The organism is Granulicella tundricola MP5ACTX9, assembly GCF_000178975.2.
In the GTDB taxonomy this organism is placed as follows: domain Bacteria; phylum Acidobacteriota; class Terriglobia; order Terriglobales; family Acidobacteriaceae; genus Edaphobacter; species Edaphobacter tundricola.
On the sequence record NC_015064.1, the window covers coordinates 867,092 to 889,577 of the forward strand.

Consider the following 22,486-nt stretch of genomic DNA (forward strand, 5'->3'; position numbering starts at 1 on the left):
ACATGGGGCACCCATCGTTCCTGGGGGCAGCTTCTGAGGTTCGTTCACGGTCTTCTTCCAGCCGAAGTGTGGAGCTTTGAATTGACGCGAATGAGTTGTGTTTGTGGTGTGCTGTTGGGTGCGGTTTGTGCGGTTGCTGGTGGGCAGCAGAGTGTGACGGAGGCTTCGTTGACGGGGCGGGTGAGCGATCCGGCGGGGGCTCTGGTGGCTCATGCGGCAGTGACCGCTCGTGAGGTGACGACGAACATTCTGCATACGGCGGAGACGGATGGGCAGGGGCGGTTTCGGTTCCCGTATTTGCCGGGTGGCGACTATGTGGTGGAGGTGCATGGGGCTGGATTTGCGGAGGTTCGGCGCGAGGTCAGGTTGACGGTGGGGGCGGGGTTCGACCTGGCGGTGGGGCTGCGGATGGCTTCCTCGGCGAGCGCGGTGGAGGTGAAGGATGAAGGGGCAGTGGTCGAGACGGATTCCAGCCAGATTGCGGGGATGGTAAGTGAGGCGGAGGCGCATGACCTGCCGTTCAATGGGCGGAACTTCCTTGATCTGGCGGGGCTGGTGGCGGGGGTTTCCGGGACGAATACGGCGAGTACGCAGTTGCTGGCGGAGACGTCGTCGGTGCCGGGACAAGGGATCTCGGTGAACAGCCAGAGGAACTTTTCCAACAGCTTTGTGGTGGATGGACTCTCCGCGAACGATGATGCAGCGGGGCTGGCGGGGAATGCGTTTGGGCTGGATACGATCCGCGAGTTCCAGGTGGTGACCTCCGGCGGGCAGGCGGAGTTTGGGCGGGCGATGGGTGGCTACTTCAACGTGGTGACTCGGAGTGGGAGTAACGCGCTGCGGGGAAGTGTCTATGGTTTCCTGCGGAACCAGCGGTTGAACTCCGAGAATGCTTTGAGCAGGAGCACGCTGCCACTGACGCAGGCGCAGTATGGGGCGAGTCTGGGCGGCCCGATCATGCGGGATAAGACGTTTTACTTTCTCAACTTTGAGAAGCGGAACCTGAACACGGATGGAGTGATTGCGATCTCCCCCGCAAATGCCGCAGCGGTGAATGCGAAGCTTGTTGCGGTGGGTTATGCGGCTCCGCTGCTGGCTGTGTCTGGAGGGAACTCCGGTACGACGCTGTTTCCGACGACGCTACATACGACCTATGGCTTTGGGCGGGTGGATCATGAGTTTGGGCCTCGGGACCGCGTCAATGCACGGTATACGCACTACGAGTTGAGCAGCATCAATGCTCGTGGGGTGGGGTCTTTGAGCGCGGTGAGTGCGGGTAGCTCGGTGTTCGATACGAACGATACGCTGGCGGTAAGCAACATTGCCACGCTGTCTTCGCGGACGTTCAACGAGACTCGTGCGCAGTTTACGCGGGACAGCTATGCGGCTCCGCCGAACGATGAGGTTGGGCCTGCCGTGAGTATCTCCGGGGTGGCGAGTTTTGGGAGGCTTTCGGCTTCGCCTACAGTGCGGATGAATTACCTGGGTGAGGTGGTGGACAACGTGGTCCATCAGCGTGGGGCGCATACGCTGAAGGGCGGCGTTGACTTCCTGATGAACGACACGACGATTACCTTTCCGCAGTCGCTGCGTGGGGCTTATACGTTTTCCTCGCTGGCAAATTTTCTGGCGGGGACTTATAACTCCAGTGGGTTCACGCAGTCGTTTGGAACGCCCGTCGTGGGCCAGACAAACCCGAATGTTGGGATGTATGTGCAGGATGAGTGGAAGGCCTCTGCGAAGCTGACGGTGAATGCAGGCGTCCGATACGATCTGCAGTTTTTGAAGAGCATCCAGACGGATAAGGGGAATGTGTCGCCACGGATTGGATTTGCGTGGGCTCCGGCGCGGGATGGACGGACGGTGGTGCGGGGAAGCTTTGGATTGTTCTATGACCGGGTGGCTCTGCGTGCGTTGGCGAATGCGTTGTTATCAGCAGGCAATAGTACAGATCTGACGAAGGCTACTTTGTTGAGTTACAGCGTTTCTCCTCTGTCGACGGGTGCTCCGGCGTTTCCTGCTGTGCTGACTGCACCTCCCGCTGGAGTCAAAGTAAGTCTGGCTACGATGAATCCGAATATTCAGAATGCTTATGCCGAACAGGCAAGCCTGGGCGTGGAGCAGCAGATCTCAAGCAAGACTACGGTTGAGATGAGTTACCAGCATCTGCGTGGGGAGCACCTGCTGGCGGATCTGAATAAGAACGTGAACTATGACGGGAGTTATATCAATTCGAGTTATGCGAATAACAAGCAGTATGACTCTGTAGGTGATTCGTACTATGACGGACTGGAGGTCTCTGTCGTTCAGCGACCGGTGAGGTATGGAAGTCTGCGAGCGTCTTATGTCTGGTCGAAGGCTATCGACGATGTGGGGGAGTTTTTCTTCAGTGCGCCGGTGAATAACTTCAATCTGCGTGAGGATCGCGGACGGTCTGACGACGATCAGCGGCATCGCGTGTCCTTCAATGCGACGGTGCATAGCAGCATGGATGCGGCACATGATTGGCGCGGGCGCGTGACGCATGGATGGATGCTTTCGGGAGTGCTGCAGTACCAGTCGCGGCTGCCGTTCAACATTGTTTCAGGGACGACGAGTACGCAGTTTACGGCGCTGCGGCCTTGTCTGCCGGGTGCGGATGCCACGGCTTGTAAGCAGGGTCGGTCGGGAACTTTGATTGGGCGGAATACGGGTGTGGGGTTCGACTTCTATTCTCTGAATGCGCGGCTGAGCAGGACGTTTGTGCTGAGTGACCGGCTGCGCGTGGAGGGAATGGCAGAGGCGTTCAACGCGCTGAACCATCGCAATGACATGATCCCGAATGCTACGGCTGGTGCGAGTGGGTTTGCTGGGGCTACTGCCGTGGGCGATCCTCGGAGTGTGCAACTGGGAGCGAGAATTTCGTTCTGAGAACGAGGAAGGCGTAACGCGGATAAGAGGGATTAGAACGGATCAAGGCGGATTACGTCTGGCGTTCTCTGGCTTGTCGTTAGAGGGCTTCTGATTGTTGGCGCTTGCGGAAGGCTGCTACTTTGTTGCGGTTTCCGCAGGAGGCCATGCTGCACCAGCGGCGTTGATGGGATTTGGTGCGGTCGTAGAACCAGAGGACGCATGACGTGTCTTCGCAACGGCGGATGAGGTTGAAGTCACCGTGGGCGAGGAGGTCTGCGGCGGCTTCTGCGACGGGTGCGAGGAGTTGCTGCGGAGTGTTGCCGGGCCAGATGCGTTCTGTGGTGAATGTGCCGTCGGGATGCTCGATCAGTTGTGCGTGGCTGCTGCCTTGGGACAGCATGCGGTTCAAGACTGATCGATTGATTGGGTTGCCGGCTTCGCGGTCTTCGATGGCAGTACGGATCTGCTCGCGGAGGTGACGTGCGGCCTGGAGCAGGGAGTTGCGAGGCGCCGGAGGCTTGGCGATGCTGCGAAAGCCGGCGTGCGAAAGCCATGCGAGGACGTCGGCGTCAGCCTGGAGGGAGTCTACGAGTGCGCCATCCACCATGGGTACGGTGTTGAGCAGATTGAGGACTGGATGATCTGCGATCTGGGTTAGGTCTGAGATTTCTGTGGTGGCCAAGAAAATTCTCCTGAATCCATTGTAACCTGCTTACATCTACTTTGCAGGTTAGCAAGATGGGCCGGAACTTCTTGGAAGAGGATGCAGATGGATAGACGAGGCTTTATACGTGCGGGCGGAGGGATTCTGGCGATGACTGCCGGAACTCCTATGAGTTTGGCGGCAGAGGGAACAGCAGCAGAGATTTCAAGGAGCACGGCTATGACGGTTGCGGCGATTCATCGTGTAGAGGCTGACGGAGTGAGTGTGTTCTACCGCGAGGCGGGGCCGGTGGACGGGCCGGTGGTGTTGCTGCTGCATGGGTTTCCGACGTCCTCGTTTCAATACCGGGAGCTGATGCCGTTGCTTGCGGATAAGTACCGGGTGATTGCGCCGGATCTGCCGGGGTTCGGGTTTACGGAGGTTCCGGCGGAGCGTGGGTACAAGTACACGTTCGAGAACCTGGCGAAGACGATTGACGCGTTTACGGAGGCGCTGAAGCTGACGCGGTATGCGCTGTATGTTTTCGACTATGGTGCTCCGACGGGGTTCCGGCTGGCGATGGCGCATCCGGAGCGGGTGACGGCGATCGTAAGTCAGAATGGCAATGCGTATGAGGCCGGGCTGGGCGATGCGTGGGCTCCGATCCAGACGTACTGGCGGGAGCCTACGGCGGAGCATCGCGAGGTAGTACACCAGGCGCTGAGTGCGGATGGAATCAAAGAGCAGTACACCTATGGCGTGCCGCATCCGGAGCGCATCAAGCCGGAGGGATATACGCTGGATGCGGCGATGATTCTGCGGCCGGGAAATATGGAGATTCAGCTCGACCTGTTTCTGGACTATGCGAATAACGTGAAGCGGTATCCGGCGTTCCAGGAGTACTTCCGCAAAGCGAAGCCGCCGCTGCTGGCGATCTGGGGCGAGCATGATCCGTTCTTTATTCCTCCGGGTGCGGAGGGTTTCAAGAAAGATAATCCGAACGCGACCGTGCAGTTTCTGGACACCGGACACTTTGCGTTGGAGACGCATGTGGTCGAGGTCGCCGGGGCGATGCGGGAGTTTCTAGGCCGGGCTTTGAAGGCTTAGTTACTTGGTGGGGATTTGTTTGGTGGAAAGGTACCAGGTCTGAACGTCCATCCCTGCTACTCCGGCGGCGCGCTTGACGGCGTCGGCCTGGGTGGCGGGGGCGGGGACGACGACGGGTTGGCCGGGCTGCCAGTTGGCGGGACAACTGACGCCGTTGGTGTCGGCGACCTGGAGGGCTTCAAAGATGCGGATGAGCTCGTCTACATTTCTGCCTAATTGCATGGGGTAATACAGCAACGCGCGGATGAGGCCCTTGGGGTCGATGACGAAGACGGAGCGGACGGTGGCGGTGTCGCTGACGGCTTCGTGGACGAGGCCGTAGGCGGCGCTGACCTTCTGGTCGAGATCGACGACGAGAGGGAACTCGATCTTGACGTTGAAGATGCGTTCGAGGTCGAGGACCCAGGCGATGTGCGACTGGAGGGAGTCGATGGAGACGCCGATGAGCTGGACGTTGAGGCGGTCCCAATCGGCCTGGCGGCGGGCGAACTCGACGAACTCGGTGGAGCAGACGGGGGTGAAGTCTGAGGGGTGGGAGAAGAGCATGACCCACTTGCCGCGGGTGGTGTAGTCGGTGAGGCGGATGGTGCCGTGGGTGCTCTTGGCTTCGAAGTTTGGGGCGAGCTCAAGGATGCGGGGGATGCGGGACTCAGGCATGGAGTTCTCCTGGGCTGTCAGATGCTAACTCAGAAGTGTGTGGAGCACCGAATGGGATTTGAACCCATGAATACTGGTTTTGCAGACCAGCGCGTTAGCCACTTCGCCATCGGTGCCCTTGTGCCGCGTCCAGGGCGGACGCGGCATGCATCTTGATTCTACTTCGGTTGCTTGGTTGTGCGGAGGTACGGTTTGACGGTTTTGTAGCCGGGGAAGATCTTGTCGGCTTCCTCGTTGGTGACGGCCCCGGTGATGATGACGTCGCCGCCCTGCTTCCAGTTGGCCGGGGTTGCGACCTTGTGCTTCGCGGTGAGCTGCATGGAATCAAGGACGCGGATGATCTCGTCGAAGTTGCGGCCGGTGGTCATGGGGTAGGCCATGGTGAGCTTGATGCGCTTATCCGGTCCGATGACGAAGACGGTGCGGACGGGTGCGTTGTTGGCGGGGGTGCGGCCCTCGGAGGTCTCGCCTGCGTCTGCCGCGAGCATGTCGTAGAGCTTTGCTACCTTGAGCTCGGGGTCACCGATCATGGGGAAAGTTACGGCTGAGCCGCCGACGTCAAGGATGTCCTGCGCCCACTTGTCGTGGTTGCTGACGGGATCGACGCTGAGGCCGATGATCTTTGCGCCGCGCTGGGCGAACTGCGCCTCCAGGCTGGCGGCTGCGCCGAGTTCGGTCGTGCAGACGGGGGTGAAGTCCTTGGGGTGCGAGAAGAGCACGGCCCAGCTCTCGCCGATCCAGTCATGGAAGTGAATGGTGCCTTGCGTGGTCTCCGCGGTGAAGTCGGGAGCAATATCGTTGATCCGAAGTGACATCTTCCTGCGTCTCCTGTTTCGTTCAAGTGGAAAGCTTGGGGCCAAAGCAAAACCCACCCGGCGTTGGCCTTGGGTGGGTTTTGAGTTTCGTTCGAAGGACTTTTACTTCGATTCGCTCAGCCACGCACCCGTGTACGGCTCACAGCAACAGCAGCGAGCGGTCATGAGTGCGGAGGTGTTGAAGTTCAGCGTCATCGAATCAGCCTTGAGCATCAAAGTTGTACCGCGGCCAGCGCTCTATTCAAGTTCGGCTAGCATGGTGGAGCCGTTTGCCCCACTGCGGTGTACCAAATCTCTCACTCTGGAGCTTTGATGTCAACCGCTGGTATATCAGGATCAGGTTTGCCCACCTCTCGCAGGACGCTGGAGTACGCCATTGTGGACGTGTTTGCGGAGCGTGCGCTCGAAGGCAACATGCTCGCCATCTTTACCGACGCTCGCGGCCTCACGACCGAGCAGATGCAGGCGCTGGCGCGGGAGACGAACCTGTCCGAGACGACGTTTATCGTGCCTCGCGACGAGGCCGTGGAGCGTGAGCAAGGGGTGCAGGTGAGGATCTTCACGACGCAGGAGGAGTTGCGCTTTGCAGGGCATCCCACGCTTGGGACGGCGTCCTGGCTGTACTGGAACCATCCCGTGCTTGCCGGCGCAGAGAAGATCACCCTGGAGCTTCCTGTGGGGCCTATCCCGGTGCGCTTTGACGCGCCTGCGGAGGGTGAGGACGGCGTGTTCGGGACGATGCGGCAGAATGATGCGAGCTTTGGACAGGTACACGATCCGGAGACGATCAGCAGGGTTCTTGGAATACCGATTGAAGACCTCGATACGCGATATCCGATTCAGACTGTCTCGACCGGTATGGCGTTCTGCATTGTGCCCTTGCGATCGGTTGAGGCGTTGGGGCGTCTGGCGATCCCGCAGCAGGTAGCGCAGACGTATCTCGATACGTGCGACGCTAAGTTCTTTCACTGCATTACGCCGGCGCAAGATGCTGATTTCAGAGCTCGAATGCAGTTCTATACGGGGGAAGATCCGGCTACGGGTTCGGCCTCCGGGTGTGCGATTGCGTGGCTGGTGCGCTATGGCCTGGTGGAGAGTGAGCAGCAGGTAGTGATCGAACAAGGGGTGGAGATGCTTCGCCCTTCGAGGATTTCTGTGCGTGCGAAGCGGGCCATTCCTGAGGCTAAAGAATTTCCCATTTCTGACGTGTTCGTAGGCGGACGCACCATTCCGGTTGCAACGGGACGCTTTTTCCTGCCGTTCCCCTTGTGATTCCCACAGGGCTCATTCACGGAACTGCAACAAAGACGCACCCTCCTGCGAATGCGGTGAAAGAGCAAGGTGTAAAGATGTGCTGTTTCGCTTATTTTTCGCCGGTTGCAAAGGTAGGTTCCGCTCCGTAAGGTTGGGAAGCGTTGAGGGAGTGAGGGGTTGGACGGCATGGCCGGACGACACCTGAATGCCCCCGAAGCGCCAAAAGCTTTCGCCTGATTTACCGACAATTTGAGCTGAGAGACGCCAGACTGCCCATGCAGTCGCGGCTCCCGTGCGCACCTTTTACCGTTTGCATCTGCAGGCGGGTTCCAGCGCCTGCGCGGCCCTGTGTCTTCACGACACCGGGACGCGCGGGGCTCGGGCCTTTCCTGTTCTCGCGGCGGCACGAAGAACTGCGTTCACAAGGAGACCGTGAGGCGATCTGCTACCTGACTCGTTCAGGGGGCGGTCTGGCTTCTCTCGCAACCGCGATTCCGCCTTCTTGCAAGAGGGATGAGCCGGGCACTGCTCCACGTTGACCCGCACAAGGTCAAGCGCAGCAGACGGGAGAGCCTCGTTTCATGCTCTTTACGTTTGTTCGCTTGATCCGCAGACGGGCTGCCTGGAGTGGACGGCCCAACTCGTCCTGCAAGACGGTACGAACCGCGCAAAGATTTACTGCCATGCGTCTCCCAGCGCCGGGCCAGCCCATGAAAGCGAGAACGGATACCTATGCGTCCCAAGAAAGTCATCCTCTGCGTCGATAGCAACGAACAAACCCTCTCAGTCCGTACCTTCCTGCTGGAGACGCGCGGCTATCGCGTGATCTCAAGCCAGACAGCGCAGGGTGCGCTTGAGATCCTGGAACAGACCGAACAGGGGACGATGGACCTGCTGATCGCAGACCTGCTGTTGCCGCAGATGGACGGCAACGAGCTGGTGCGGAGGGCGAAGCAGATGCATCCGATGCTGCCGGCGCTGATCGTCTCCGGGACGGTGACGAGCTTTGACCGTGCGCTGGCGGCGGATGCGTTTTTGCCCAAGGGTGCTTGCTCTGCGGTGGAACTGCTGGAAAAGATCCGGGTGCTGGTGGCGCGGAAGCGTGGACCGAAGAAGCATGTGGCTCGGCATGTACCGGAGATGGTGGAGCAGGTCTCGCAGGATGCAGGGCTGCACCTTACGGCGAAGGCGTCGTAAGGGCAGGGACTAGCGCCTAGCGCCTAGCGAACCAGCACTAGGCTTCTACCAGGGCGTAGCGGCGTTGCCATTGTTGTTTGAGGCGGTCCCAGACCTCGGTGATCTGTTCCGGGGTCAGGGTGGGGTCGGGGGATTGGGCGAAGCGGGCGGCCTCTGATTTGGCTATTTCGAGGACTTCGCGGTCGCGTCCAAGATCGGCTACTCGGAACTCCGGCATGCCGGCCTGACGGGTGCCGAAGAACTCGCCGGGGCCGCGCTGGGCCAGGTCGAGCTCTGCCAGTTCAAAACCGTTCTGGGTGTGAACCATTGCGTCTAATCGAAGCTCCGCCGATTCGCTGACCTTGTCTCCGGTCATGAGGATGCAGTAGCTTTTGGCGGCTCCTCGTCCGACGCGTCCGCGAAGCTGGTGCATCTGGGCCAGGCCGAAGCGCTCGGCATGATCGATCACCATGACGGAGGCGTTGGGGACGTCGACGCCAACCTCAATGACAGTGGTGGCGATGAGGACATCCGTCTCACCGCGCTGGAAGCGGCGCATGGCGACCTCTTTGTCATCTGCGCTCATGCGGCCGTGGAGCAGGCCTACGCGCAGGCCTTGCAGCGGCCCGGCGCGGAGTTCGTCAAAGGACTGGGTGGCGGAGCGGAGTTTGGCCTTGGGGAAGAGGCTCTCTGTCTTCTTGCCGCGCTTGCCCTTTGTCGGCGTCGGTTCATCCTGGGCGGATGGTTCGGGGGCGAAGTCGAGTTCAGGCTGGTCGTCGTTTGCGCCTTCGATGATGGGATAGACGATATAGGCCTGATGGCCGAGGGCGACCTGCTTGCGGACGAACTCCCAGACCTTGGCGGAGCTGGCTTCCGACGTGCGGCGGGTGACGATGGGGGTGCGGCCGGGCGGTAGCTCGTCGATGACACTGACGTCCATGTCGCCGTAGATCGTCAGGGCCAGGGTGCGGGGGATGGGCGTGGCGGTCATGACGAGGACGTCAGGATCAGCCATGACACCTTCTGCGTTGGGCTTCTTCATCAGCTTGAAGCGCTGCTGAACGCCGAAGCGATGCTGCTCATCGACGATGACGAGGCCCAGGTTGGCGAAGTCGACCTTCTCTTCAATGAGGGCGTGTGTGCCGATGGCGAGGTGGGCTTCGCCGCGCATGATGCGGCCGCGGCTTTCGCGCTTGCGGTCGAGATCGAGCGAACCGGTGAGGAGCGTGACGCGGTAGGGCTTGCCGGTGAGGGGGGAGAGCTTGTCTGCGAGCAGCTTACGTGCGCTGAGGTAATGCTGGGTGGCAAGGATCTCGGTGGGTGCCATGAGGGCGGCCTGGAAGCCGTTTTCAATGGCGACGAGCGCGGCCTGCATGGCGACGATGGTCTTGCCGGAGCCGACGTCGCCCTGGAGGAGGCGGCGCATGGGCTGGTCCTTCTTCATGTCGCCGACGATCTCCGCGAGGACGCGTTTTTGCGCGGTCGTCGGGTGGAAGGGGAGGACCTGGCGGATGGCGGCGCGAACCTGGTCGGTGGTCTCGAAGCGGGTGCCGATGCGCTCGCGGAGCTTGCGGCGTTTGAGCTCGAGGCCGAGCTCAAGGTAGAAGAACTCCTCAAAGATGAGGCGCTTGTGGCCGGGGGTGCGGGCGGTCATGAGATCGGCGACGGGGGTGCCGGCCTCCGGGAAGTGGATGCTCTTGAGGGCTTCGAGACGGTTGGGGAGGGCGAGCCGCTCGCGCAAGGGCGCGGGCAGGGTCTCTTCTATTTCGGCACCGGATTCGATGAGCTCCTCAAAGACGCTCCACATGACGCGGCGAGTCCACTTTGAGGTGAGCTTGGCACCCCAGGGCGTGGTGCCGCCGAGGCTTTCGTAAACCGGGACGATGCGGCCCATCTCGAGTGCGGCGAACTCTGCGTCGGGGCCGGATGCGCCGGGGCCGGGGAGGATCTCGAACTGGGGCTGGATGAGTTTGAAGCGGCCGCTGCCGCCGGAGCGCGAGGCCTCCAGCTTGCCGTAGACGGCGACCTGCTGACCGAGGCGGAAGCGCTCGCGGAGGTAGGTGCCGTTGAACCAGAGGCACTTGATGGTGGGCTGGGAGATGCGGCCGCCGAAGCCGAGGCCTTCCGCGCCCAGGGGGACAAGGCCCAAGGTGAGTTCGAAGATGGCGGGGCCGCGGGTGGTGAGGAGGGTGCTGCCGCGCACGTCGCCGAGGAGCGAGGCCATCTCGCCGGGCTTCATCTGGTCGAGAGGCTTGGGGTTGAGGCGGTCTTCGTAGCGGAAGGGCAGGTGGTAGAGGAGGTCCTCGACGGTCTCCACCCCGCGCCTGGCGAGATTTTCGGCGACGCGGTCTCCGACTCGCTTCACGAACTGGATGGGAGTGGAGAGCTTCAGGGACACAGGATTGATGCTATCAAGTGTCCGCTCAGGCAGCCTTCACCGGCGTGACGGCAAGGCGCAGGCCCATGGTTTTCAGGATCGCTGTCAGGGTGCTGAGGGCTGGATTGCCATCGGCTGACAGGGTCCGGTAGAGCTGGGTGGCGTTCAAGCCGGATGATTCCGCGACGGCTTGCACGCCGCCAAAAGCCTTGGTCATCTGGCGGAGGGCGATGAGCAACTCTGCGGGTTCACCGTCTTCCAGGATGCTGTTGAGCAGATCAAGCGCATAGGCCGGGTCCTCACGAAACACCTGGGCCATGGATTCATCGTGGCTGATTGTCGGCATGATTTCTTGTCTCCCTTTCTGTACGCCAGTATCCGCAGGCGCGATCGATATCTTTTGACTGGGATGATTTGTCACCGGCGCATAGCAACAGGACGATCTGTAAACCATCCATTGCGTAGTACACGCGATAACCCGGACCGACATCGACCCGTAACTCCCAAACTCCATCTCTACAGAACTTATGGTCCCCGAAGTTCCCGGCTTCCATGCGGTAGATACGACGATCGACAGCCTGTTTTGCCTTGGAGTCTCGAAGCGCACGGTGCCAGTCTTGGTAGAGATCGCGGCCTTCCGGTGTGAGGTAATGCTCAATCTCGTACACGGCTCTATGGTCGTTTATAAACGAATCGCTGTCAAGAGGCGAGCCGCGGGCTTATTCGTTGTCCCTGCTAGACTTAAGCAGACCTCATGGCCCCCATTGTTGAACTGGATAACATACGCAAGGCTTACGACACGAAGATTGCGGTCGAAGGGCTTTCTCTCACGATCGAGCCGGGCACGATGTTTGGGTTGCTGGGACCGAACGGGAGTGGGAAATCAAGCTCGATCCGGATGATGATTGGGATTACCCGGCCGGATTCGGGTACGGTGAGGCTATTCGGCAAGCCGTTTACGCGCGATGCGCTGAGCCGCATCGGATATCTGCCGGAGGAGCGTGGGCTCTACAAGAAGATGCGGGTGCTGGACCAGCTTGTATTTTTAGGGCAGTTGCATGGGTTGAGCTCGGCGGTGGCCACCGCGCGGGCGAAGGTCTGGTGCGAGCGGATGCAGATCTCGGAGGCCATCGGCAAGAAGACCGAGGAGCTTTCGAAGGGCATGCAGCAGAAGATTCAGTTCATCGCTGCGCTGCTTCACGATCCGGACCTGATCATCATGGATGAGCCCTTCAGCGGGCTGGACCCGGTGAATGCGACGCTATTGATGGATACGCTGATCGATCTGCGCAAGCAGGGCAAGGCGATTCTGTTCAGCACCCATCGCATGGACCAGGTGGAGAAGCTGTGCGATTCGATTGCGATCATCTTCAAGGGCAGGCTGGTGCTTTCGGGGTCGATGCGCGAGATCAAGGCTGGCTATCCAGCCAATCGGCTGCTGGTGAACTACACGGGTGATGCGAGCTTTCTGGATCATCCGGCGGTGGAGCGGGCGAAGACGTATTCAGGCCGTGCGGAGCTGGTGCTCTCCGATCCGACCGCAGCGCAGTCGATTCTGGTTGAGGCGATCGCGTGCGGCACATCCATTACGCGCTTTGAGGTGGTCGAGCCGACGCTGGAAGAGATCTTCATCGAGACGGTGGGGGAGAACGTCGATGCGTAGAAATCTGCGGAACGTTGGGCTGATCGCGCGGCGCGAGTACCTGGAGCGGATTCGCACGCGTGCGTTTCTGCTGGCGACAATCCTGATCCCACTGTTGATGGGCGGCTTCGTCTTCGGGTCCGGATATCTGTCGACGCGGACCAAGTCCTCGGCTCATGTGGCCATCGTCTCGAGCGATCCGGTCTTCTCCGCCGACCTGAAGCAGGAGCTTACCAACGGCAGCAAGAGCAGCATGACGGTGGATCTGCTGGAGCCGAATCCGGGTGTGCGCGAAGGGCTGAGCGGGCGGCTGAAGGCGAGGAACGATCTCGCTGGATACCTGTGGGTGAGCCCTCCGGCGGACGGCAGCGCACGCCCTAACTTTGTCTACGTTCCACGGTCTGCCGGCGACATTGCCACGCAGGAGACGTTGACCAACTCCATCAAGGATGTGTTGACGCGGGAGCGGCTGCACAAGCAGGGGATGGGGGCCGCCGAGATCGAGGATATGATGGCCCCTGTGGAGATGGATACCAGCTCCACCGGCAGCAGCAAGCTGGCGTTTGGCGCGGCTTATGTCTTCTTCTTCCTGATGTACATGGTGATCATGTTGTACGGGATGAACACGGCTCGCTCAATCATCGAAGAGAAGACCAGCCGGGTCTTTGAGGTGCTGCTTTCAACCATCACGCCGGACGAGATGCTGGCGGGTAAGATTCTGGGCGTGGGAGCCGTGGGGCTGACGCAGATCGGGGTGTGGATGCTGGCGGTGGGTGTGCTGGCGACGACCTTTGCGGGGATGCTGCCGGGCGGTGTGAGCGGGCACTCGGTTGTCAGTGCGAGCCAGATTGCGTTCTTTGTGGCTTATTTCATTTTTGGCTTTCTGCTGTACTCGTCGATCGCCGCGGCGCTTGGCGCGATGACGAACTCCGAGCAGGAGTTGCAGCAGCTCAACCTGTTCCTGGTAATGCCGCTGGCTTTCTGCATGCTGATGATCTTCGTGATCGTGCAGGCACCGAACTCGACGCTGGCGCGGATCGTTTCGTTGATTCCGTTCTGCAGCCCGCTGCTGATGAACTTCCGGCTCTCGCTGACGCATGTGAATCCGATTGAGGTGGTGCTGAGCTTCGTACTGATGGGCCTGACGATCTGGGGCACGCTGTGGCTGGCCAGCCGGATCTATCGCGTGGGCATCCTGATGTACGGCAAGAAGCCGAACCTGCCGGAGATTCTGCGCTGGTTGAAGTACAGCTAAAAGGGAGACTGCAAAGGTGTCATACAGCCGTAGCCAACGTGTTGTGCTTGCCGTCGCACCGTTCGTGGCTGCGTGGGTGATTCGTGCGCTGGGCGCGACGCTGCGGTATGAGGACGTTGCCGCGCCTGGTGTGCCGCCGGGTGGAACGATTCCGGGAGCGAAGGTGTATGCGTTCTGGCATCGATCGTTGCTGGCGTGTGCGTACTACTTTCGAGGGCAGAAGATTGCCATCCTGATCTCGCGAAGCTTTGATGGCGAGATCATCGCCCGGACGGTGGAGCGGCTTGGTTTCATCGCGATTCGTGGGTCCTCGACGCGTGGTGGGTCGACGGCTTTGCGCCAGATGGTGGAGCACTTCAAGAACGGCCATCAATGCGCCATTACGGCGGACGGACCGAAGGGGCCGCCGATGATTGCCAAGCCCGGCATTGTGCAGGTCGCGGAGTTGGTGGACGCTTCGTACATCGGTGCGTTTTATGCGCTGCCGAAGCGTGCGTGGGTGCTGAAGACGTGGGACTCGTTCGTGATTCCGAAGCCGTTTTCGCGGGTTGCGCTGACCTGGCCTCCGCTGGTGATGCGGAGTGGGGAAGAGACGCTCGAGGAGTTACAGGTGGGCGTTCAGGCTGCGATGGACGAGGCTGTGCGGCTGGCTGAGGCGTGGAAGGCCGCGGACTGATCGAGCCTAGTAAACTTGCAAAGTGCTTGTCTCTGACTTCGATTACGAACTGCCTGAAGAGCTGATCGCCCAGACTCCGCCGGAGACGCGCGGCGCCAGCCGTATGCTGCGGATGGATCGTGCGTCAGGTGCGCTGGTCGATGATTCGTTTGCGAGTCTTCCGGAGTGTCTGAAGGCTGGCGATCTGCTGATTCTGAACGATACGCGGGTGATCCCGGCACGGCTGTTTGGTGTGCGTGCGGGATTGCATACACAGCACAATTCGCCTGCGCCTACGGGGCGGATTGAGGTGCTGCTGACCTCGCAGATCTCAGCAGATGACGAGGGGTCTACCTGGGAGACGTTGGTGCGGCCGGCGCGTAAGGTGCAGCCGGGGGAGACGCTCCATTTTTATGATGCGGAGCGGCCAAGTGCTCCGGCGTTGACAGCTGAGGTGCTGGCGGCGGGAGAGTTTGGCGAACGCACCTTGCGGCTCATACCCGCCGATCCGCAGGAGCCTCTGACGGCGATTCTGGAGCGGATTGGGCACCTCCCTTTGCCGCCTTACATTTATCGGCCCGATGAAGCGCCGAACACGACCGCCGACCGAGAACGCTACCAGACAGTGTTCGCGCAGCCTGCGGGCTCGGCTGCTGCGCCGACCGCGGGGCTGCACTTTACGCCGGAGATTCTGGCTGCGCTGAAGGCTCGTGGTGTCGAGGTGCAGACGTTGACGTTGCACGTTGGGCTGGGGACGTTCCAGCCGGTGCGTGCGGAGCGGACGGAGGATATACGGCTTCATGCCGAGCCTTATACGCTACCGGCGGCAACTGCTGAGGCGATCCAGCGGGCGCAGGCCGAAGGTCGGCGGATCGTCGCCGTGGGGACCACGGTGACGCGGACGCTGGAGCATTGTGCGGCGATTGGAAATCTTGCGCCGCACTCCGGGACGACGAGCCTGTTTCTCTCTCCGGGGCATGAGTTTCGGGTGGTTGGCGGGCTGCTGACGAACTTTCATCTGCCGCAATCGACGCTGGTGATGCTGGTGAGCGCGTTTGCGGGCAGGGAAGCCACCCTGGCCGCGTACGCGCATGCGGTGCGGGAGCGGTACCGGTTCTTCAGTTATGGAGATTGCATGTTGATCGTGTAACCGGGTGTGACCCCGGCCAAACGGGTAACATCAAACGATCATGGCAAGCGCACAAACACCAGGCTCCAAACCGCCGATCTACCTGCTCGATTCAATGGCCTTCATCTTCCGCGCGTACCACGCGATGCAGCGGCAGCGGCCCATGTCGACGCGCACCGGGATTCCGACTGCGGCGACCTACGTCTTCGTCAACATGATCAACAAGTTGCGCAAGGACTTTGCGCCCGTGTACCTGGCTGCGGTGTATGACGTGGGCGCGCCGGTACATCGCAATGAGCTTGCGACGCAGTTGAAGGACGTCAAGAAGTTCAACATCAAGACGCAGCAGTTTGAGACGACGGAGTATGGCGGATACAAGGCCAATCGTGTCGAGACGCCGCCTGACCTGATCCAGCAACAGCCTTATATCCGGCGGGCTCTTGAGGCGTTCCGGATACCCATTCTGTACTACGAGGGCTTCGAGGCGGACGACGTCATCGGGACGTTGTCGTGCAAGCTCTCCGCGCTGGGGCATCATGTGTATGTCGTGAGCTCGGACAAGGACATGATGCAGTTGGTCAATGACAACGTGTCCATCCTGAACCCGACGAAGGACAATTTGATTCTCGATCCGGCTGGCGTTGAGGGCATCCTTGGCGTGCCGCCGGAGCGGGTGATCGATGTGATGGCGCTGCGCGGGGATGCGATCGACAACATCCCGGGTGCGCCGGGGATCGGGGACAAGGGATCGGTGGAGCTGATCCAGCAGTTTGGGACGGTGGAGGGTGCGCTGGACCGCGCGGAGGAGGTCAAAAAAAAGACCTATCGCGAGTCGCTGCTGAACAACCGCGAGAACATCATGCTCTCGAAGGAACTGGTGACGATTCATACGGGCGTGCCGATCGAGTACTCGATTGAGGCGATGCGGACGCAGCCGGTGGACAACGCCGCGTGCCGTGAGCTGTTCTCCGAGCTGGAGTTTACGACGCTGTTGAAGGAGCTTGCTCCTGCGGTCGACAACACTCCGCTAGCGTTCAACCTGAAGGCGACTGAGGCCGATCTGACGGCGCTGCTGGCGGCTGCTCGCGAGACCGATCCGGAGACAGGGAAGGTGCGTGGCTTCTCGCTGGCGATGTTTGAGGATGCTCGTGCGCTTGCCGAAGAAACAGCAGCTGAGCCTGCGGAGAACGTGGAAGAGGCTGAGCCTGCTCCGGCGGAGAATATGTCGTTGTTCGGCGCTCCCGCTGACGAGACGCCTGCGGTTGTTGAAGAACCGAAGGATGCTGCTTGCCGGCTGGGGCTGGCTGTCGCCGAGAATGCGGCGATTGAGGTTTCGATCGACTTTGCAGGGCTGCGGGATGCGCTGGAGGATGCGGCGCTGCCGAAGGATCTGCACGATCTAAAGGCCGTGCTGCGTGCGCTGGAGCCGCATGGAATTACGCTCGCCGGGGTGCGGGACGATGTGATGCTCCTCAGCTATCTGGTGAACCCGACGCATGGCTCGCACACGCTGCCGGATGTGGTGGCGCGGTTTACGAATCGTGCGCTGACGCCGGTGGTCAAGGGTGTCGTCTCGCCTACGCTGCTGCCGGAGTCTGCCAATGCGATCCATCGCGTCGCGCCTATTCTGCGTAAGCAGGTGGAAGAGGCCGGGCTGGTGGTGCATGAGATTCCCAAGGACGATCCGGCGCTGGGTGGCGCGGTCACGCACGAGATGCTGTTTCCCCCTGCGGCTGCGCCCGTGGTGGGTAAGGCTGATGGGCCGCTGGTGAAGGTGTACGAGACGATCGACCTGCCGCTGGTGCCGGTGCTGCTGCGGATGGAAGAGGCGGGCGTGCGCATCGATCCAGCGGTGCTGAACGAGATGAGCAGCCGGCTCGCGGTGGAGATCGATAACCTGGCGGAGAAGATCTATGCTGACTCCGGGCATCGCTTCAACATCAACTCGCCGAAGCAGCTTGGCGATGTGCTGTTCAACAAGATGGATCTGCCGAAGCCGATGAAGTACGGCAAGGGCAAGGTAGTTTCGACCGCGCAGGATGTGCTCGAGGAGCTTGCGGAGAATCATCCGATTGCCGCGCTGGTGATCGAGCATCGTCAGTTGCAGAAGTTGAAGTCGACCTACCTGGATCAACTGCCTTCGCTGTCGGACCGCGAAGGGCGCATCCACACGACGTTCAACCAGGTGGGCACGGCAACGGGGCGGCTATCAAGCACGAATCCCAACCTTCAGAACATTCCCACGCGCACGGCTATCGGGCGGGAGATCCGGGCGGCGTTCATTGCGGCTCCTGGGAATCTATTGATGTCGGCGGACTACTCGCAGATTGAGCTGCGGCTGATGGCGCACTTCTCGCAGGACCCGCTGCTGCTGAACGCCTACCGGACGGGGCAGGATATCCATACCCTGACCGCAGCCGAGGTCTTCGGCGTGGACGCGGAGACGATGGACAAGGAGACGCGTGCGCGTGCGAAGGCCGTGAACTTCGGCATCGTTTACGGCATCAGTCCGTTTGGGCTGGCGGCGCAACTGGGGATCGACCAGAAGGTGGCGCGGACGTATATCGAGACGTACTACGACCGCTACAAGGGCATCAAGCGCTTCATCGACGAGACGCTCGAGACGGTGCGGCTGGCCGGTGCGGTGAGTACCCACTTCGGGCGTGTGCGGCCGATCCCAGATATCCAATCGCGCAACCCGAACATGCGCGGCTTTGCGGAGCGCACGGCGATCAACACGCCGCTGCAGGGCACGGCGGCGGACCTGATCAAGCTGGCGATGATCTCGCTGGATCGTGAGATCCGGGCTCGTGGGCTGAAGTCGCGGATGACGTTGCAGGTGCATGACGAACTGCTCTTCGACGTCGTGCCGTCCGAGGCTGAGGAGATGCAGACGTTGGTGCAGCATGAGATGGAAAACGTGGCTGAGTTCTCCATCCCTATCGTGGCGGATATCGGGCTGGGGGATAACTGGCGGGATATCAAGTAGCGTGCTTCGGGGTGAGTTAGAGTGATTCGCATGGGCCTTACGCTCCCTTTTATCTGCCGGATCGCTGCACTCACCCTCTTGTTGCCGGGGTTCGCGGTCTTGCGGGCCAGCGCCCAGACGGTTCCTCCCCTAGCCTCAGCAAGCACAGCATCCGATCCGCGCCTGGCGGCGGCGGAGCTTCTTATCGGTCGCGCCCTGTTCCTGCGCGGCTTTTACGGCGCTTCAGAGTTGAGTTATGACGCCTCCGGCCACGTACAGGGAGCGCCTCCTCGGATGGACTGGACCCTCACTGGCTTCGATCTGCAGGCGGTCACACAGCCCAAAGCGGATGTGCTGTTGCTGAACGGGATTCGTGTCGCCATCCGCTATAACCCTGATGCCCATACCTTTGATCGGCATCCGCTGAAGGGTGAGGCTGTTCACATCCAGATCGCTGAAGCGGAGACCGTTCAGGCCCTCAAGACCACATTGGCTGCGATCTTCTCCACCGGAATCGATCCGGCTTTGCAGCGGTCCACGCCGGAGTTCTGGCGGCATTACTTTGAGCCGTCGCTGGCCTGGAGCAAGGATGCGGCCAGCCCGGATTCGCTGCTCGATACACCGGTTCTGGGTGTGGGCGGAAAGCTCCCGCCGAACGTCAGTGCACCCGTTCCCGACAGCCAGCCTCGCCCGGACTACACCTCCGCCGCCCGGCAGGATCGGGTGCAGGGGACCGTCGTCTTGCGGGTGGTTGTTGGCGTTGACGGCAGTCCGCACAGGATTACGATCGTCCGGCCCCTGGGGTACGGATTGGACGCGAAGGCCGCCGAGGCTCTCTCCCACTGGCACTTCAGACCTGGAATGCAGGATGGAAAGTCGGTGGCCGTGGAGATGACCGTAAATCAGGAGTTCAGTCTTGCAACGCCGATGAAGTAGACTCCTTGGCACGCAGAACAATTCTGATCCAGGAGCCCTGAACCATGCGCTTTTTCCGCCACACGCTCGCCGCTGCCGTCTTCCTTCTTACCCCGCTGATGTTCTCGCAGGCCAAGCCCGCCACGCCGGCTGCTGCCGCCGCGGCCTCGGCTGACAAGCTCGATATCAACACCGCTACGCTCGGTCAGTTGAAGGCGCTGCCGGGGATCGGCGATGCGTACGCCGCGCGGATCGTCAAGGGCCGTCCGTACGCGATGAAGACGCAGTTGACCCAGAAGGGCATCATTCCGGATGCGACTTACTCGAAGATCAAGGACATGATTATTGCGAAACAGGCGGGTAAGTAGCTTTGTTTTCAGCAATCCCCTGAAGGTTTCCCGGTGCGGAGCATTTACTGCTTCGCATCGACCGGAAACTCGGATACAGTGATCGATAGTCCCAAACAATGAACTCTATGCCCCATCTGCCTCGGGAGACCATGACCGCGCTAAGGTCCAAAACTCTATCTTTTCGTGCAATTCCCAACAAACGCCAGGTTCTAAGCGCTGTTTCGCTTGCCGGGCTGGTGGGTTTGCCCGGATGCTCCGCTGTGACGGGGAATCCGGTCGTTTCGCTGATTCGCATCGTGGATGCGTCCTCGAACTCCAATGGAATCGACGTTTACCAGGGTTCGGGCGCGTTGGCCTACAACCTGGGACTGGGTACGATTACGACGTATGTGCCTGTAACGCCAGGGACTTACAACATCAACGTGGACGCCGCCGGAGGCAAAACGCAGCTTGCGACGGTGCTTGGATCGTTCGGTCCGAACGCGCAATATACGGTGGTGGTGGGGGATAATTCGACCGTGCTGGGCGAGACGGTTTTGAAGGATCAGTCGGTTCCCGCGCCCTCCGGGCAGGTGGCTCTGCGGTTCATTCACCAGTCCTCTGCGGGTGGCGCGGTGGACATTTATCTGATTCCCAATGGGTCCACGATCTCGCAGGTCAAGCCTATCCTGACCGGGGTTACGTTCGGGACGAATACGGGCTATCTCAATGAGCCTGCAGGGACTTATACGCTGGCAGCGGTGCCCACGGGGACGGTTCCTTCGGCGACCACGGCGACCTCCTACAGCGGCAACGCGGTCGTTTACGGGAGCGGAACGGCGAAGACTATCGTGCTGATCAACCAGCCTTTGCTCACGACTCCAGGGATTCAGGTGGTGATGGCTGACGATTTCGACCCGGCGACTGCCACGTCCTAATCGCGTCTATCGGCACCACAAATCATCACAAACGCACTACAAAATTCACTGAAAAAGGCCACCCGAATGGGTGGCCTTTTCTTTCGTTGCAAGAGTCAGGTTAGTAACGATAGATCTCAGCCTTGTAGGGGCCGTCGACCGGCACGCCGAGGTAGTCGGCCTGCTTGGGGCTGAGGGTGGTGAGCTTCACGCCGATCTTCTCCAGGTGCAGCCGTGCGACCTCCTCATCCAGCTTCTTGGGCAGGATGTAGATGTCCTTGGCGTACTTGTCCTTGTTCTCCCAGAGGTCAAGCTGCGCGAGCGTCTGGTTGGAGAAGCTGGCGGACATGACGAAGCTGGGGTGACCGGTGGCGCAGCCAAGATTGACGAGGCGGCCTTCGGCGAGGATGAAGATGCTGTTCCCGCTTGCAAAGGTGTACTTGTCGACCTGCGGCTTGATGTTGAGCTTCGTCGCGCCGGAAGCGTTCAGGGGCTCCATCTGGATCTCGTTGTCGAAGTGGCCGATGTTGCAGACGATGGCCTGATCCTTCATCAGCTTCATATGCTCCAGCGTGATGATGTCGACGTTGCCGGTGCAGGTGACGTAGATATCGCCGCGTCCGAGGGTCTCCTCGAGCGTAGTGACCTCGTAGCCTTCGATGGCGGCCTGCAGGGCGTTGATCGGATCGATCTCCGTGACGATGACGCGAGCGCCGAGGCCGCGGAGGGAAGCAGCCGAGCCCTTGCCTACGTCGCCGAAGCCGCAGACGACGGCGACCTTGCCGGCGACCATGACGTCCGTGGCGCGCTTGATGCCGTCCACGAGCGACTCACGGCAGCCGTAGAGGTTGTCGAACTTGGACTTGGTGACAGAGTCGTTGACGTTGATGGCGGGGACGAGCAGGGTGCCCTTCTCCTTCATCTTGTAGAGACGGTGGACGCCGGTGGTGGTCTCTTCGGAGACTCCGCGCCACTCCTTCGCACAATCGGTCCAGCGGGTGGGGAACTGGGCGTGAACCTTCTTCATGAGGTCCTTGATGACGCCTTCTTCCTGCGAGCCTGAGGGGCTATCGACCCACTTGTCGCCAGCTTCCATCTCGTAGCCCTTATGGATGAGCAGGGTGACATCGCCGCCGTCGTCGATGACGAGCTGCGGGCCGAGGAGACCGCCCTTGCCGTCAGGGAAGCTGAGGGCTTCATTCGTACACCACCAGAACTCTTCCAGCGACTCGCCCTTCCAGGCGAAGACGGGGACGCCGGCTGCGGCGATGGCGGCTGCGGCATGATCCTGGGTGGAGAAGATGTTGCAGGAGGCCCAGCGAACGTCGGCTCCGAGATCGACCATGGTCTCGATCAGCACGGCGGTCTGGATGGTCATGTGGAGGGAGCCGGTGACGCGGACGCCCTGGAGGGGCTTGCCTGCGGCGTACTTGCGCCGGATGGACATGAGGCCGGGCATCTCCTGCTCGGCGATATCGATCTCCTTGCGGCCGAAGCCTGCGAGGGAGATGTCCGCTACCTTATAGTCGTTTGCCGCGCTCTTGACTGCCTGCACGTCTACTGTCGCTGTCGCCATTGTTCAGAATCCTCTATGTGTTACGTCTTTTAAGCTCTCCCAAGAATATCACCGGGGCCTTGCGATACCTCGCCTGGTGAAACGGATCGGTTTGAGCGGGTCACGTTCCGAAAGCCGCTTTGAATGGCACAGAGCCTGGGAGCGTGGAAAGAGGAGTGTGTTGCATCGTACCGACAGGA

General features: G+C 60.8%; 19 protein-coding genes and 1 tRNA gene. 12 read left to right on the forward strand and 8 right to left on the reverse strand.

Going from position 1 to position 22,486, the window contains the following annotated elements:
• The first annotated feature begins 90 nt into the window (after positions 1-90).
• A complete protein-coding gene (locus ACIX9_RS03600; protein ID WP_013579113.1) occupies positions 91-2,910 on the forward strand; it encodes a TonB-dependent receptor in 2,820 nt (939 codons plus the stop codon).
• A 79-nt stretch (positions 2,911-2,989) separates the two neighbouring features.
• On the opposite strand, the gene ACIX9_RS03605 is transcribed toward ACIX9_RS03600, so the two are convergent.
• Positions 2,990-3,574 carry a CGNR zinc finger domain-containing protein gene (locus ACIX9_RS03605; RefSeq protein ID WP_013579114.1) on the reverse strand — a complete coding sequence of 195 codons (585 nt, stop codon included), beginning with the start codon at positions 3,572-3,574 and terminating at the stop codon, positions 2,990-2,992.
• A gap of 87 nt (positions 3,575-3,661) precedes the next feature.
• On the opposite strand from ACIX9_RS03605, the gene ACIX9_RS03610 reads away from it, so the two are divergent.
• A complete protein-coding gene (locus tag ACIX9_RS03610) occupies positions 3,662-4,642 on the forward strand; it encodes an alpha/beta fold hydrolase (RefSeq protein ID WP_083808499.1) in 981 nt (326 codons plus the stop codon).
• Here the strand turns inward: ACIX9_RS03610 and ACIX9_RS03615 are convergent, their stop codons facing one another.
• The 3 genes from ACIX9_RS03615 to ACIX9_RS03625 all read right to left on the reverse strand — a co-directional run bounded on the left by ACIX9_RS03615 (position 4,643) and on the right by ACIX9_RS03625 (position 6,114).
• Positions 4,643-5,299, reverse strand: a complete 657-nt coding sequence (locus ACIX9_RS03615; RefSeq protein ID WP_013579116.1) for a peroxiredoxin — start codon at positions 5,297-5,299, stop codon at positions 4,643-4,645.
• Between the two features lie 40 nt (positions 5,300-5,339).
• A tRNA-Cys gene (locus ACIX9_RS03620) sits at positions 5,340-5,415 on the reverse strand.
• 42 nt (positions 5,416-5,457) lie between these two features.
• On the reverse strand, positions 5,458-6,114 hold the full coding sequence (locus ACIX9_RS03625) for a peroxiredoxin (protein WP_013579117.1): 657 nt from the start codon (positions 6,112-6,114) through the stop codon (positions 5,458-5,460).
• Positions 6,115-6,456: 342 nt separating this feature from the next.
• Between ACIX9_RS03625 and ACIX9_RS03635 the strand changes: the two genes are divergently transcribed.
• A complete protein-coding gene (locus tag ACIX9_RS03635; protein WP_041596918.1) occupies positions 6,457-7,386 on the forward strand; it encodes a PhzF family phenazine biosynthesis protein in 930 nt (309 codons plus the stop codon).
• Between the two features lie 714 nt (positions 7,387-8,100).
• Positions 8,101-8,565 carry a response regulator gene (locus tag ACIX9_RS03640; protein WP_013579119.1) on the forward strand — a complete coding sequence of 155 codons (465 nt, stop codon included), beginning with the start codon at positions 8,101-8,103 and terminating at the stop codon, positions 8,563-8,565.
• Between the two features lie 37 nt (positions 8,566-8,602).
• Here the strand turns inward: ACIX9_RS03640 and recG are convergent, their stop codons facing one another.
• Genes recG through ACIX9_RS24490 form a run of 3 tightly spaced genes read right to left on the reverse strand, consistent with a single transcriptional unit; the run spans position 8,603 to position 11,589 of the window.
• On the reverse strand, positions 8,603-10,942 hold the full coding sequence (gene recG / locus ACIX9_RS03645; protein ID WP_013579120.1) for an ATP-dependent DNA helicase RecG: 2,340 nt from the start codon (positions 10,940-10,942) through the stop codon (positions 8,603-8,605).
• A 25-nt stretch (positions 10,943-10,967) separates the two neighbouring features.
• Positions 10,968-11,267, reverse strand: a complete 300-nt coding sequence (locus ACIX9_RS03650; protein WP_013579121.1) for a helix-turn-helix domain-containing transcriptional regulator — start codon at positions 11,265-11,267, stop codon at positions 10,968-10,970.
• Complete coding sequence (locus ACIX9_RS24490) at positions 11,245-11,589, reverse strand: type II toxin-antitoxin system RelE/ParE family toxin (RefSeq protein WP_013579122.1); 345 nt, start codon at positions 11,587-11,589, stop codon at positions 11,245-11,247. The genes ACIX9_RS03650 and ACIX9_RS24490 overlap by 23 nt, the downstream gene beginning before the upstream one ends.
• A gap of 86 nt (positions 11,590-11,675) precedes the next feature.
• Between ACIX9_RS24490 and ACIX9_RS03655 the strand changes: the two genes are divergently transcribed.
• The 8 genes from ACIX9_RS03655 (at position 11,676) to ACIX9_RS03690 (ending at position 20,752) form a co-directional block, all read left to right on the forward strand.
• A complete protein-coding gene (locus ACIX9_RS03655) occupies positions 11,676-12,584 on the forward strand; it encodes an ABC transporter ATP-binding protein (RefSeq protein WP_013579123.1) in 909 nt (302 codons plus the stop codon).
• On the forward strand, positions 12,577-13,818 hold the full coding sequence (locus ACIX9_RS03660) for an ABC transporter permease (protein ID WP_013579124.1): 1,242 nt from the start codon (positions 12,577-12,579) through the stop codon (positions 13,816-13,818). The genes ACIX9_RS03655 and ACIX9_RS03660 overlap by 8 nt, the downstream gene beginning before the upstream one ends.
• A 16-nt stretch (positions 13,819-13,834) precedes the next feature.
• Positions 13,835-14,494 (forward strand): lysophospholipid acyltransferase family protein, encoded by a 660-nt coding sequence (locus tag ACIX9_RS03665; RefSeq protein ID WP_013579125.1) that lies wholly within the window; start codon positions 13,835-13,837, stop codon positions 14,492-14,494.
• Between the two features lie 22 nt (positions 14,495-14,516).
• A complete protein-coding gene (gene queA / locus ACIX9_RS03670) occupies positions 14,517-15,623 on the forward strand; it encodes a tRNA preQ1(34) S-adenosylmethionine ribosyltransferase-isomerase QueA (protein ID WP_013579126.1) in 1,107 nt (368 codons plus the stop codon).
• Between the two features lie 40 nt (positions 15,624-15,663).
• Positions 15,664-18,591 carry a DNA polymerase I gene (polA, locus tag ACIX9_RS03675; protein ID WP_013579127.1) on the forward strand — a complete coding sequence of 976 codons (2,928 nt, stop codon included), beginning with the start codon at positions 15,664-15,666 and terminating at the stop codon, positions 18,589-18,591.
• A gap of 30 nt (positions 18,592-18,621) precedes the next feature.
• Positions 18,622-19,506, forward strand: coding sequence for an energy transducer TonB (locus ACIX9_RS23465; protein ID WP_013579128.1), 885 nt, complete (start codon positions 18,622-18,624; stop codon positions 19,504-19,506).
• A 44-nt stretch (positions 19,507-19,550) separates the two neighbouring features.
• Positions 19,551-19,853 (forward strand): ComEA family DNA-binding protein, encoded by a 303-nt coding sequence (locus ACIX9_RS03685; RefSeq protein ID WP_013579129.1) that lies wholly within the window; start codon positions 19,551-19,553, stop codon positions 19,851-19,853.
• Positions 19,854-19,960: 107 nt separating this feature from the next.
• Complete coding sequence (locus ACIX9_RS03690) at positions 19,961-20,752, forward strand: DUF4397 domain-containing protein (protein WP_041596919.1); 792 nt, start codon at positions 19,961-19,963, stop codon at positions 20,750-20,752.
• 100 nt (positions 20,753-20,852) lie between these two features.
• Here the strand turns inward: ACIX9_RS03690 and ahcY are convergent, their stop codons facing one another.
• Positions 20,853-22,307, reverse strand: coding sequence for an adenosylhomocysteinase (gene ahcY / locus ACIX9_RS03695; protein ID WP_013579131.1), 1,455 nt, complete (start codon positions 22,305-22,307; stop codon positions 20,853-20,855).
• Positions 22,308-22,486: the final 179 nt, after the last annotated feature.